The sequence below is a fragment of the Janthinobacterium sp. GW458P genome (assembly GCF_002127585.1).
GTDB lineage: Bacteria > Pseudomonadota > Gammaproteobacteria > Burkholderiales > Burkholderiaceae_D > Janthinobacterium.
This window is the reverse complement of the sequence record NZ_NEGZ01000036.1, coordinates 1-13585: the sequence shown is the minus strand read 5'-3', so window position 1 is coordinate 13585 and position 13585 is coordinate 1. Positions and strand designations below refer to the sequence as shown.

The following is a 13585-nucleotide window of genomic DNA, read 5'->3' as shown; positions in this document are numbered from 1 at the left end:
ATTGATCCAGATCATATTTTCTGGCGCTGTGGCCATGCTAGGATCACTGCCGGGCCGGCGATGCACGGCAAGAAGATGCTGTGCGCGCGGCATCCGGCCTGCGGAGGAAAGCATGTTGAACGATGCCGAAGTAAGGCGGAATGTGGAGCATGAACTGAGCTGTGTTGCCCGGCTAGGGCCACCTGCCATCGTGGTGTCCGTGCGTCATGGCGTCGTCACCTTGTCGGGGCTGGCGCCCGATTTCGTCGGCAAGATACAGGCCGGGCGATGCGCCGGGGAAGTGGCCGGGGTGGCTGGCGTGCTCAACAAGATCGAAGTGGTGCCCGGGGGACAGGAGCGCTCGGATGCGGACCTTGCGCGCGCGGCGCTGGCGATCGTCAAGGCGCAATTGCCCAGCTCCGCCGATGCCGTTACGGTGGCGGCGCAAGACGGCGTGCTGCGGCTGGAAGGGATGCTGGGCTGGAACTATCAGCGCAAGCGGGCCGAGGAGGCGGTGTATGGCTTGCGCGGGGTGCGCGGCGTCGAGAACCGCATTGCCCTGGCGCCGGCAGGCCCTGCCGGTGAAATGCGCTGGAAAAGGCGGCTGCCTCCCCATGCCCTTGGCGGCGTCCAGGCGCTCGGGCAGAACGGGGCCGCGCAGCCGGGGGCGTCGCCGCTGCTTGACCAGGGGCCGATGCCTGCGCCGCAAGGCGGGCACCGGTGGCCTGCCGCCGAGCAAGGCAGCGGGAAGCACGAGGTCGGGCGGCAGACCAGGCTATTGCACCGCCTGGCAAATCGCCTCGACAGCGCCGATGCGCGGGTGCGGCTCATCGTCACCGATATTTCGCGCATCCTGCTGGTGGGCGACCTGGCCTACAAGTTCAAGACGGCCCTGCAGCGCGACGTGCTCGATTACAGCACCCTGTCGGCACGGCGGTATGCGTGCGAGGAGGAACTGCGCCTGAATCGACGCCTGGCGCCCGAGTTGTACCTGGGCCTGGCGAGCATCACCGGCACGCGGGCATGTCCGTCCATCGACGGCGACGGGCCGGTACTCGAGTATGCCGTGCGCATGCGCCGCTTTGACCAGTCCGCCCTGTGGCAGGCGCGCTTGAATGCCGGCCTGCTTGGCGCGGATGAGGTCAGCGCCCTGGCGCTGTTGCTGGCGGATTTTCATGCCGGCGCCGCGCGGGCGGCACCCCAGTCGCCCTGGGGCAATGCCGCATTGATCGTCGCCCGCACCCACGAGGACGTGGCCGGCATCGGCGCCGTGCTCGACGACGCGCGCCAGCGTGCCATGCTCGACGAGATTGCGGCCTGGCTGACACGGCAGGAGCAAGCCCTGGCGCCGGTATTGACAAAGCGCAAGGCTGATGGCTGGGTGCGCGAATGCCATGGCGATTTGCATTGTGGCAACATCCTGACCGTGGCCGGACAGGTGCGCGTATTCGACGGCATTGAATTCAACGCCGCATTGCGCTGGATCGACGTGGCGCAGGACCTGGCCTTTGCCTGGATGGACCTGCAATGCCAGGGGCGGCGCGGCCTGGCCGCCCGCTTGCTGAACGATTATCTGGAGCGTTGCGGCGATTATGGCAGCCTGGCGCTGCTGCCTTATTACCGGGTACAGCGGGCGCTGGTGCGTTGCAAGGTGTTCCTGCTGCGCTCCCTGGGAGGCAGCCGCGGACGCTCTTCGGCATTGCTGCATGCGCAGCGCTATCTGGCCTTCGCCCATGCGTGCATCGCCCCCGCCGCGCCGGCGCTGCTGATCGCCTTCGGACTGGCTGGCAGCGGCAAGTCATGGCTGTGCAACGCGCTGGTCGAGCCGCTGGAGGCGGTGCGGCTGCGCTCGGATGTCGAGCGCAAGCGCCTGTTTTGCGCCCCTGCCGCCAGCGGCGCCGCTGCCTTGCCAGCGCAGGGAATGTATGACCGGGCCGCCAATGGCGCGACGTACCGGCGCCTGGCGCGGCTCGCCCGGCAAGGGCTGGCGGCCGGTTTCGTGATGGTGGTCGATGCCACCTTCCTGGAGCGCCGCCGGCGCCTGGCCTTTCGCGCGCTGGCGCGCCGCAGCCAGGTGCCGTTCCTGCTGCTGCACGTCGATGCGCCGCTGCCCGTGCTGGCGGCGCGCCTGGCTGCGCGGGCGCGCGCCGGCACCGACCCTTCCGATGCGGACATGGCCGTTCTCGCTGGCCAGATGGAGCGCTGCGCCGGGCAAGGCTTGCGTCCCGGCGAAACGGCTGACGTCATTGAGATCGCCAATGGCGCCGATTTCGGCGCCGAGGCGCTGGCGTTGCTGGTGGAACAGGTGCGCCAGGCCTTGCAGCGGTGCGCCACAGCATGCGAGCCGCATCGAAACACGACGTGACCTGCCTCCTCTGGAGCCGTGCTGCTTGCTGCGGCGCTGATGGATGCGGCCATCAATATTGGCATTGTGAAAACTACATGCCGTCAATCTTGCTGCCAAGCGATAGTCATGTCACGGGCGCCTTCGCAGGGAAGCGGATCGACTGCCGCCGAGGCAGCTGTTCGCCTTTGCCGTGCCGGGCATGGCGGCGCTGGCGCTCTGCTGCCTGGTACCCTTGCTGGCGCTGGCATGGTGCGAGCTGCTCAAGCGCTATGGGCCGCCTGCCGACGGCGCGGCCGCATGATGACGCGGCGCCGCTGCCAGGCCAGCGCCGCGACGCCCATGCCGAAGAGCGCGATGGTTGCGGGCTCGTCCACCTGCAGTATCAGCACGGGAATCTCGTCCAGCGCGACGGGAATGCGGTTGCCGGCCGCATCGCCCAGCAGGATATCGTCGGCGAACAGAAAGGTATTGGCCGGCACCGGGCCGCCGGGCATCCGCGCCTGGAACGCCAGCGTGGCGAGGCGGAAGCCATCGCCTTGCAGCTGGCCCAGCGTCAGTGCGTCGAGCAGCGACACCTCGTCCAGATGCAGCAGGCCGGGCGTGCCGTGGTCGGCGAACGCCAGCGCCTGGGCGCCGCCGGCCGTCTGGCCCAGCGCCGTGCCCCAGCCCGATGGCGCGCCGGGCAGATAGAACAGCAGGTCTGGGTCGTAGTACAGGTCCAAATGGAAAGCGCCCAGTTCCGTGCTCAGTCCTGCGGATTGCAGGCCGGCAATGTTCAGGTCCACCAGCACCGTGCCGCCCGGGGCGATCTGGTAGCCGCCGCGCGGCACCAGGGTCATCTGCAGCGCCTGCGCCAGCGGCGAACAGCCCAGGCAGGCGAGCCAGAGCAGTGCCGCAAGAAATAGCTTATTCATGATCACCTCTCCCGCAATATGAGCAAGCCGGCCGCACACGGCCGGCGTGAAAGATTGGCGTACCGGCATCGGCTTACTTGCCGCACAGCGCACGGGTGCAACTGGCGACCAGCTTGCGCACGTCGAGCACGGTGATGCGTCCATCATGGTCGAGGTCGCGTGGGTCGTTCGACGCCGATGCCACGGTGTTCAGTCCCAGCAGCAGGATGTTCAGGTCGTCGCGATCGACGGCGCCGTCATTGTTCAGGTCGCCAGAAGCGGCGTCGACAGTGGTGTAGGTGATGCTCAGTTGCGAAAAATCCAGCATGGTGTCGTCGGCCAGCAGCACGTCCAGATGTTGTGCGTTCTTCAGCATGGGCAACAGGTTGACCACCTGGTCCGGCTGGCCGGTCACCGCATCGGCGGTGAAGTTGCGCAGCGGCGTCTTGGCCAGGTTCCAGGTGAGGTCATATGTGGCGCCTGACTGCGGGGGAAAGCCCAGCAGGTCATGCAGCGCAATCACCCGGCTGGCCTGTCCTTGCTCAGGAACATTGCTTTCGTTAAATAAAATGACGTCGTTATCGGGGATATCGCCCGTCATCCTGACGTGCAGCTTGACGGTCGCCGAGGTGATCAGCGCACCGTCCGGTAGCGTGGCGTCGTGGCTCAGGCCGACCGACTGCTTCGCCGCGGGCTGGTCCAGGTTGATGGCGGGTGCCGCCACCAGATGGTCCTGCATGTCGAGCACGTGCTGCGACCTGGGCGCGGTGTCGGCCGGATCGCCGCCGTGGAAGTTGTCGACGTCGCCGATCAGGCTGGTCAAGACCGGCGCCAGCTTCACCAGCACGCGCTGTGGCGACGCCATAATGTTGTAGCTATCGAAAAATACCCAGTGATAGCTACCGTTATCGGTGGCGCGGATCTCGATCAGGTTCGCGCCAGGCTGCAGCCCCGGCGTCAGATCCATGACGACCGCTTCAGGCTGGCCATCGGGCATGTGCTCGGCCAGCTCGTAGCTGCCGATCGTGACGCCATTGACGGTGAGCGTCATCTGGTCGTCGGCCGCCACCAGCGCGACAATCTGCGGCAGCAGACCCGGTTCCAGGTTGAGCTGGTAGCGGAAGTAGGCGCTGGTCGGCGGGCTGCCTGGTGCGGGCAGCCCGGGGCCGGGCCAGTACCACATCAGGTTGGCATGCACGCCCTCCGGGTTGATATGGGGATTGGGCATGGTGACCGGGTTCGGGTAGGGGCCGTAGGCGGGAATCCAGCCGTCGACGCCGTTGGGACTCGCTTGCCAGCCGCTGCCGTCGGTACGGCCCGCGCCGCTTAACAGGTCGCTGCGCTGGCTGGCCGCCATGGCCGCTGGCGCCAGCAGCAAGCCGGCGCAGGCGGCCATGGCGAAGCTGCGCCGGCACCAGCGGGCGGCGCTTGCCGCGATGTTTATAGGGAAAGCAGTCATGATGTCGTCTCCTCGGGTACTGCGGCCAGGGACATGGCTGGCACGCGGGCAGGCCATGCCTGCGGCAGAGACGAGAGCAAGAACAGGGCCAGCGGTGCAAGCTACTGATTCATATGTAAAATTTTTTGAAGAGTGAGATTTGCGGGCTCGACTGTCAAATTCTTCGACAGGCGCCGGGGGGGGGGGGCGGGCTGCGCATCGGCAGGCAGGGGCGCTGAACTTTCCTGGCGCCGTCCGGGCCGCATCCCGGTGCCGCTACGGTATCTGCGTTGTAAAATTGCATCACGGCAGACAATCTCTCTAGCTCTGCGGCAATGTGTGCAAGTGGGCCTATTGCCGCTGAGCATACACTCCACGAATCTCAACTGATATAATACTTACAATCAGTTAACGCCACGAAATCTGCGCCCCGAGGCTTCCGCAACCGTCTGTGTACCGCAAGACTCGCCCATGAGCTCACTTTTCGACCACGAGATCATCAAACAGCTGCACAGCGGTGCCCGCTCGCGGGTTTACCGCGCCAGGGCCGCCGATGGCACCGCGCTGATCGTCAAGATGCCGAACCAGCCGTTTCCTTCCTTTCAGCAAGTGGCACAATTCAAGCGTGAATTTGCGATCGCGCGCCGCTGCCGCCATCCGGGCGTGGCGCATCCGCTTGCGCTGCAGCTGCACGCGGGGCGCTGGACGATGCTCCTGGAAGATGCCGGCGGTCAGGCGCTCGACCAGCTTGTGCGCGCGCAGGCGGCGGCGCGCTCGTCGCCATCGCAGCCCGCGCTGGCGCTGGACGATTTTTTCGACATCGCCCTGCAACTGTGCGCGGCGCTGGACGAGGTACACCGGCAGGGCGTGATCCACAAGGATATCAATCCATCGAACCTGGCGTGGAATGGCGAGCGGCGCCGGTTGCAGCTGATCGATTTCGGCATCGCCTGCGAACTGCCATTTGAAAGCCATGGCATCGTCAATCTCCATGTTCTGGAAGGCACGCTGCGCTATATGGCGCCGGAGCAGACGGGGCGCATGAACCGGCGCGTCGACTACCGCGCCGATTTCTATGCGCTCGGCGCCACCTTGTACGAATTGCTGGTCGGCCAGGCGCCATTCGAGGCAGGCGATGAGATGGAGCTCGTGCATTGTCACATCGCGCGCAGTCCGGACTGGTCGCACCCGGCGCTCACGGGCTTGCCTGGCCAGCTGCTGCCCATCCTTCAGCGGCTGCTGGAAAAGAATGCCGATCAACGCTACCAGAGCTTGCAAGGCTTGCGCAGCGACCTTGAGGCATGCCGTGCGGCAAAGCCGGCGCAGCCACTCACCTTGTCCGGCCACAACGGCCGCTTCCTGATTCCACAAACGCTGCACGGGCGCGAGGACGCCATCGCCGTGCTGCTGGCCGCGTTTGAACGCAGTGCCGCAGGCCGCTGCGAGCTGCTGCTGGTGGCCGGCCATTCCGGCATCGGCAAGTCGGCGGTGGTGAACGAAGTGCAAAAACCGATCGTTGCCCGGCGCGGCTGCTTCTTGTCTGGCAAGTTTGACCAGCTCCAGCGCGACGTGCCCTATGCCTCGCTGGTCCAGGCCTTCCAGGGGCTGGTGCGCCAGTTGCTGGGCCAGCCAGAAGAAACGCTGCGGCAGTGGTCCGGAAAACTGCATGCCGCCCTGGGCAGCGGCCTGGGCGTGATCGTCGAACTGATACCCGAGCTGGCGCTGATCGTCGGTCCCACCGACGCCGTGCCCGAGCCGGCGCCGGAACAGGCCCAGCTGCGCCTGGACCGCCTGTTTCCCCGCTTCGTCGAAGTGTTCGCCGCCGCCGGGCATCCGCTGGTGCTGTTCCTCGACGACCTGCAATGGGCCGACATGGCCACGCTGCGGATGCTTGAGCGGCTCATGGTTTCCTGCGACACGTGCTGCATGCTGTTCATCGGCGCGTACCGCGACAACGAAGTGGACGCCGCGCATCCGCTCACGGGCTTGCGCGACAAGCTGCTGGCGCGCGGCGCGCGCCTGTCCACGCTGTTGCTGGCCGCACTGACCGAGCCGCAGATTGCGCAAATGGTGGCGGCCACCGTGCGCGTGGCAGTCCCCGACTGCGCGCCGCTGAGCCGCATCTGCTACCGGAAGACGGCCGGCAATCCCTTCTTCCTCAATCAGTTCCTCGCGGCGCTCAATGATGCGGGCCACCTGCGCTACCAGGCCGACGGCGATTGCTGGGAGTGGGACTTGCCGGCGATCGAACAGGCCAGATACACTGACAACGTGGTCGAGGTGCTGCTTGAGAAAATCCGCCGCCTGCCCGGCGTCACGCAGCATCTGCTGCAACTGGCGGCATCGAGCGGCAACCGCTTCACGCTCGATACGCTCGCCCTGGCCGTGGACCGGGCACCCTGGCGCACGCAGCAGGAACTGTGGCCGGCGCTCAAGGCAGGGCTGATCCAGCCGCTCGACGAACGCTATAAATATGTCAATGGCGGCACCGGGCGTGGCGAGAGCGGCGTCAGTTACCGATTCCTGCACGACCGGGTCCAGCAGGCGGCCTACCTGGCCGCCGATGACGGCGCGCGCGCGGCCAACCATCTGCTCATCGGCCGCCTGCTGCTGCGGCATACGACGCAGCAGTGCCTCGATGGCGCGCTGTTTGAAATCGTCGAGCAGCTCAACGCCGGCCGCGCGCTGATGCGCGATGCGGGCGAACGCGCGCGGCTGGCCGCGCTCAATCTGCAGGCCGGCGGCAAGGCGCGCCGCGCCGCCGCGTTCCAGGCTACCTTGGAGCACATGCGCACCGGCCTGGAGCTGCTGCCGGCGCAGGCCTGGCGCGGCCATGCGGACCTCTGGCTCGACCTGCAGCTGGGCGCGGCCGAAGCGGCCTATCTGTGCGGCCAGTTCGACGCCGCCGAGGCCATCTATCCGCTGCTGCGCGCCCGCGCCTTGAGTCCGCTGCAGCAGCTGCGCTGCATCGCCATCCAGGCGCACCAGTACCAATTGCAGGGGCGCCTGCTCGAAGCCATCGCCGTGCAGCGCGACGGCCTGGCGCAGCTGGATATCGACATTCCCCACGACGTGGCGCACATGAAGGCGCGCTTCGCCGATATTCTCGCCGACATCGGGCGGCTGCCCGGCGCGCACGCCCCCGACGCCTTGCTGGCGGCCGGGGAAATGAACGATCCGGGCGCCGTGGCCGCGATGCAGATGATGCAGGGCTTGTGGATGGCCAGCTATTACGCGGGCCAGCAGGATCTCAGTGCGCTGATGGTGGTGTCGATGACGCGCCTGTCCATGCAGCAGGGGAATAGCGACTTCAGCGCTGTCGCCTATGTCGGCTACGCGCTGATGCTGGCGCTGTACGGCGGCGACGTCGCGCGCGGCTACGACTTCGGCGCCATGGCGATGGCGCTGGCCAGGCGCCGCGCCAACCTGCAGACGCGCACCCTCACGGCGCTGATGTTCGGCGCACTCAGCAACCACTGGACGCGGCCGCTACGCAGCTCCGACGCCCTGTACGAGGAAGCGTTCGGCTGGGCGCTGGAAATCGCCGATTTCGTCCAGGTCGGCGTGGTGGCGGCCGTGCGCGCGACGGAGCGCATCATCCTCGGCGATTACCTGCCGCACCTGATGCACGACATCGGGCAAGACCTGGCGCTGATGCGCGCCAACGGCCAGCAGGCGATGGCCGACTGCTGCGTGGCGGCCGCGATCCAGCCGATCAAGTGCCTGATGGGCCTGCTTCCCCGTCACGACAGCTACGACGATGCGACGTTCAGCGAAGCGCGCTTTCTTGAGCAATATGGCCATTCGCAGCTGTACCGCGCCTATTTCTTGCAAGGCAAGATACGCAACGCCTACCTGTTCGACGGCGCCGACGCCGAGATACTGGCTGGCCAGCTGGGCATGGTCACCCAGATCATGCGCGGCCAGGCCAAGGTTGCCGAGTCCAGCTTCTACGCCGCGCTGATCCTGCTGCGCGCCTTGCGGCGCGATCCCGCGCGTCCGGACGCCGCCGACGTGCTGGCCGTGATCGGCACGCTGCAAGCCAGTCTGGCCGGCTGGGCCAGGCAAGGCTCGGACAATAGCGCCGCCAAGCATCTGCTGGTGACGGCCGAGATGGCGCGCTACCGGCAGGACCTGCCGCTGGCCACGCGCCTGTACCAGCAGGCCGTCGACGCCGCCGGCCTGGCCGGCTACGTCAACGTGCAGGCGCTGGGCAATGAGCTGTGCGGCGAATGCTGGTCGGACCAGGGGCAAGCGCGCGTGGCCGCCGTGTTCCTGCGGGACGCCATCGCCCATTACGGCCAGTGGGGCGCGGAAGGCAAGGTGGCGCAGCTGCGGGCGCGCCATGCTGCGCTGCTGCCCGCAGGGGCGGGACGCGCCCTGCAGCCGCATTTTGCCTCCCTCACGCACGGCAGTTCCGCGCTCGACCTGGTGTCGCTGCTGAAAGCGGCCCAGATCCTGTCGAACGAAGTCGGCCTGCGCAACGTGTTGACGCGCCTTATCTCCATCGTGTGCGAAAACGCCGGCGGGCAGGTGGCGCGCCTGCTGCTGCTGTCCGATGGCGCCTACCAGCTGGAGGCCGACATCGATGGCGACGCCGTCACCGTGCTGCAGGCGCGCCGGCTCGACCTCGACGCCGCCAGCGACCCGCAGTTTCCGCTGTCGCTGCTGCGCTACGTCATCCGCACGGGCGCCGCGGTCATCGAGGACAGCATCGCCGACGTGTCGCGCTTTGCCGGCGACCCCTACGTGCGCTTGCAGCGGCCGCGTGCCGTCATGTGCCTGCCGATCCGGCATGGCGGCCAGATCGACGGCGTCCTGTACTTCGAAAACCGGCTTGCCGACGCCTCGTTCACGGAGGAGCGCGTGGCCTTCCTGCGCATGCTGGGCGCGCAGGCGATGATCTCGATCTCCAGCGCCAGGCTGCATGACAGCCTGGAACGGCGCGTTGCGGAGCGTACCGAGCAGCTGGAAGACGCCAACCGCAAGCTGGCCACGCTGTCCATCACCGACGGCTTGACGGGCCTGGCAAACCGCCGTCATTTCGACGACGTGCTGCGCGCCGAATGCGCGCGCGCCACCCGCGTCGGCCAGCCGCTTGCCGTCATCATGCTCGACGTCGATTACTTCAAGCGGTACAACGACCATTACGGCCACCAGCCCGGCGACGCGTGCCTGATCCGCGTCGCGCACGCCCTGCTGGCCAGCATGCGCCGCGCAGGCGACCTGACGGCGCGCTACGGCGGCGAAGAGTTTTCGATCGTGCTGCCAAATACGGGCGCGGACGAGGCGCGCCTGATCGGCGAAGCGCTGCGGCGCGCCATCGCAGACCTGGGCATCGCCCACGCGGGGGCGGATGCGGGACAGGTGACGATCAGCGTCGGCGTCGCGATCCAGCCGGTGCCGGGCGCCGCCGATCCGGATGCGCTGATGCGCCTGGCCGATGCCGCGCTGTACAGCGCCAAGGATGCGGGGCGCAATTGCGTCGTGCTGCGGGCGCTTGCCATGCCATGAAGAAACTGCGCCGCATCGTCGACAAGGAGGCGGCACCGATGCCGCTTTCGTTTGGATATTGCTTTTATTTAATTTGTTTCCATTGTCGCATACATGCCGCATCGTCTGTGCTGCCGGCATTTCAAGACGGAAAATGGCCATTCCGGCCTGCCGCCGCCAGATATTTGCTGTCTTATATAAGATTCCTCGGCATCTGATACACAAACAGCGGCAGGACAGTCTAAAATACGTGGTGGGCAAGCACGGCGTCACCGCCGGCACACTAGCCGTCCAAAGCAAGGCTAACCGTCCTGTGTTTGGAATGAAGAAAGTTAACCACCAGGCATCACCGCATACAAGGGAATGAACATGGCAACACAAAAATCCAAAATCATCTACACGCTGACTGACGAGGCGCCGCTGCTGGCGACGTATTCCCTGTTGCCGATTATTAAAAAATTCACCGCGCCGGCCGGCGTGGACGTGGTTTCCAGCGATATTTCGGTGGCGTCGCGTGTACTGGCCGAATTCCCCGAATTCCTGACGGACGAGCAAAAAGTCCCGAATACCCTGGCTGAACTGGGCAAGCTGACCCAGAATCCGGACACCAACATCATCAAATTGCCGAACATCAGTGCTTCCCAGGGCCAGCTGATCACCTGCGTGCGCGAACTGCAAGCCCGCGGCTACAAGCTGCCGGACTACCCGGAAGAGGCGAAGACGGAAGAAGAAAAAGCCCTGAAGGCCCGCTACGGCAAGTGCATCGGCAGCTCGGTCAATCCGGTTCTGCGCGAAGGCAACTCCGACCGCCGCGCACCGAAGGCTGTCAAAGAGTACGCCCGCAAGCACCCGCATTCGATGGGCGAGTGGAGCCAGGCGTCGCAGACCCACGTGTCGCACATGCACCATGGCGACTTCTACCATGGCGAAAAGTCGCTGACCCTGGAAAAGGCGCGCGACGTCAAGATGGAACTGGTCACCGCCTCGGGCAAGACCATCGTGCTGAAACCGAAGGTTTCCCTGCAAGCGGGCGAAATCATCGACAGCATGTTCATGAGCAAGAAAGCGCTGCTGGAATTCTACGAGAAGGAAATCGACGACGCCTTCAAGACGGGCGTGATGTTCTCGCTGCACGTCAAGGCCACCATGATGAAAGTGTCGCACCCGATCGTTTTCGGTCACTGCGTGCGCATTTTCTACAAGGACGCGTTCGCCAAGCACGCCGAACTGTTCGACAAGCTGGGCGTCAATGTCAACAACGGCATGAGCAACCTGTACGACAAGATCGAGACCCTGCCAGCGTCGCAAAAGGATGAAATCCTCAAGGACCTGCACGCCTGCCACGCGAACCGTCCGGAACTGGCCATGGTCGACTCGGCCAAGGGCATCACCAACTTCCATTCGCCGAACGACATCATCGTCGACGCGTCGATGCCCGCCATGATCCGCATCGGCGGCAAGATGTGGGGCGCCGACGGCCGTCCGAAGGATGTCAAGGCAGTCATGCCGGAATCGACTTTCGCGCGCATCTATCAGGAAATGATCGGCTTCTGCAAATGGCATGGCAACTTCGATCCGAAGACCATGGGCACCGTGCCGAACGTGGGCCTGATGGCGCAGCAGGCGGAAGAATACGGTTCGCACGACAAGACGTTTGAAGTGCCGGAAGGCGGCACCGCCAACATCACCGACCTGGAAACGGGCGAAGTGCTGCTGACGCAGACGGTGGAAGAGGGCGATATCTGGCGCATGTGCCAGGTCAAGGACGCGCCGATCCGCGACTGGGTCAAGCTGGCCGTCACGCGCGCGCGCAACTCGGGCATGCCTGCCGTGTTCTGGCTCGATTCCTACCGTCCGCACGAGAACGAAGTGATCAAGAAGGTACAGGTTTACCTGAAGGAACACGACACCAAGGGCCTGGACATCCAGATCATGTCGCAGACGCGCGCCATGCGCTACACGCTGGAACGCGCCTTCCGCGGCCTGGACACCATTTCCGTGACCGGCAACATCCTGCGCGACTACCTGACCGACCTGTTCCCGATCCTGGAACTGGGCACGTCCGCCAAGATGCTGTCCATCGTGCCATTGATGGCCGGCGGCGGCATGTACGAAACGGGCGCCGGCGGTTCGGCGCCGAAACATGTCAAGCAGCTGGTGGAAGAAAACCACCTGCGCTGGGATTCGCTGGGCGAATTCCTGGCCCTGGCCGTGTCGCTGGAAGACATGGGCATCAAGACGGGCAATGCGAAGGCCAAAATCCTCGCCAAAACCCTGGACGAAGCCACCGGCAAGTTGCTGGACAACAACAAGTCGCCATCGCCACGCACCGGTGAACTCGACAACCGCGGCAGCCATTTCTACCTGGCCCTGTACTGGGCGCAAGCCCTGGCCGCGCAGAAGGATGACGCGGAACTGGCGGCACACTTCGCGCCGCTGGCGCAAACCCTGGCCGCCAATGAAGAGAAGATCGTTGCCGAGCTGAAAGAAGTGCAAGGCAAGGAAATGGATATCGGCGGCTACTACTTGCCCGATCCGGTGAAAACGGACGCCGTCATGCGTCCGAGCGCCACGCTGAACGCGGCCTTGGCCAGCATCTGATGCAATCTTGACAGGCGGTAAGTTCTTTACTGCCTGACAAAAAACGCCGCGGGGAGCGATCCCGGCGGCGTTTTTTTATGGCCGTTCAGCCTTATTTGTAATGCTTGTAGACCGTGGTGCTGCCATTGTTATTGACGAGGAAGACGTCGTACGGATCCTTGCGCGGACCTTCCATGCCTGGCGAGCCCATCGGCATGGCGGGCACGGCCAGGCCCTTGGCCTTCGGTTTTTCGCGCAGCAGCTGCTTGATCTCGCTGGCGGGCACATGGCCCTCGATGGCGTAGCCGTTGACGAGGCCCGTGTGGCATGAACCGAGCTGGTCGGGAATGCCGGACAGCTTGCGGTATTGCGCCGGCATCTCGACATTTTTCGCGCGCACCGTGAAGCCGTTCGCTTCCAGGTGCTTGATCCAGTCGGCACAGCAGCCGCACGAGGCGCTCTTGTAGACTTCAATGACGGGCAAGGCCGCCATGGCGAACGTGGGCAGGCCCAGCATGCCGGCGAAGGCGCCGCGCAATAAGAAATGTTTGATCATGGTGTTGTTTTCAAATAAATAAGATAATCGTGGCCACCCGCGTGGCCCGCTCTGGGTTTGCGCGCGCGCAAACGTGCCGGCGTTGCTGCCGGCGCTTAGGCGGAAAGCGGTCGCGGCGGCCGGCGCACGCCGTCGGGAATGAATCCCGGCAGCAAGGCGGCAGCGGAGGCGGCGGCATGTGCCGCGCCATTGGCGGCGGCGGCAGGCAGGGCGCAGGGGGGCGGCATCAGCGCGCCCAGGCAAAAGGCGGAACAGGCGCCGCAAGCGGGGTGCTTGGCAGGGGCGGTCTTGGCGTCGCC

6 protein-coding genes and 1 pseudogene are annotated in these 13585 nt (G+C 65.5%); 3 read left to right on the top strand and 4 right to left on the bottom strand.

Annotated elements, in window-relative coordinates:
- Positions 1-112: 112 nt before the first annotated feature.
- Positions 113-2344 (top strand): AAA family ATPase, encoded by a 2232-nt coding sequence (locus CBW50_RS18680; protein WP_172404811.1) that lies wholly within the window; start codon positions 113-115, stop codon positions 2342-2344.
- Between the two features lie 242 nt (positions 2345-2586).
- On the opposite strand, the gene CBW50_RS18675 is transcribed toward CBW50_RS18680, so the two are convergent.
- Both CBW50_RS18675 and CBW50_RS18670 read right to left on the bottom strand, forming a co-directional pair.
- The gene (locus tag CBW50_RS18675) at positions 2587-3240 is read right to left on the bottom strand and encodes a PEP-CTERM sorting domain-containing protein (RefSeq protein ID WP_172404810.1); all 654 of its coding nucleotides are present in this window, start codon (positions 3238-3240) and stop codon (positions 2587-2589) included.
- Between the two features lie 73 nt (positions 3241-3313).
- On the bottom strand, positions 3314-4678 hold the full coding sequence (locus CBW50_RS18670) for a hypothetical protein (protein WP_139842564.1): 1365 nt from the start codon (positions 4676-4678) through the stop codon (positions 3314-3316).
- Positions 4679-5128: 450 nt separating this feature from the next.
- Here CBW50_RS18670 and CBW50_RS18665 point away from each other — a divergent pair, with 450 nt between their 5' ends.
- Both CBW50_RS18665 and CBW50_RS18660 read left to right on the top strand, forming a co-directional pair.
- Complete coding sequence (locus tag CBW50_RS18665; RefSeq protein ID WP_086146943.1) at positions 5129-10171, top strand: diguanylate cyclase; 5043 nt, start codon at positions 5129-5131, stop codon at positions 10169-10171.
- A gap of 348 nt (positions 10172-10519) precedes the next feature.
- A complete protein-coding gene (locus CBW50_RS18660; RefSeq protein WP_086146974.1) occupies positions 10520-12751 on the top strand; it encodes an NADP-dependent isocitrate dehydrogenase in 2232 nt (743 codons plus the stop codon).
- A 91-nt stretch (positions 12752-12842) separates the two neighbouring features.
- On the opposite strand, the gene CBW50_RS18655 is transcribed toward CBW50_RS18660, so the two are convergent.
- On the bottom strand, positions 12843-13286 hold the full coding sequence (locus CBW50_RS18655; protein WP_086146942.1) for a DUF411 domain-containing protein: 444 nt from the start codon (positions 13284-13286) through the stop codon (positions 12843-12845).
- Between the two features lie 95 nt (positions 13287-13381).
- Positions 13382-13585, bottom strand: a pseudogene (locus CBW50_RS29445) (hypothetical protein); the annotation flags it as partial.

Excerpts from the sequence above, each read along its gene's own strand:
- CBW50_RS18655 (WP_086146942.1), bottom strand. The coding sequence starts at position 13,286 with ATGATCAAACATTTCTTATTGCGCGGCGCCTTCGCCGGCATGCTGGGC.
- CBW50_RS18680 (WP_172404811.1), top strand. The coding sequence starts at position 113 with ATGTTGAACGATGCCGAAGTAAGGCGGAATGTGGAGCATGAACTGAGC.
- CBW50_RS18675 (WP_172404810.1), bottom strand. The coding sequence starts at position 3,240 with ATGAATAAGCTATTTCTTGCGGCACTGCTCTGGCTCGCCTGCCTGGGC.
- CBW50_RS18660 (WP_086146974.1), top strand. The coding sequence starts at position 10,520 with ATGGCAACACAAAAATCCAAAATCATCTACACGCTGACTGACGAGGCG.
- CBW50_RS18665 (WP_086146943.1), top strand. The coding sequence starts at position 5,129 with ATGAGCTCACTTTTCGACCACGAGATCATCAAACAGCTGCACAGCGGT.
- CBW50_RS18670 (WP_139842564.1), bottom strand. The coding sequence starts at position 4,678 with ATGACTGCTTTCCCTATAAACATCGCGGCAAGCGCCGCCCGCTGGTGC.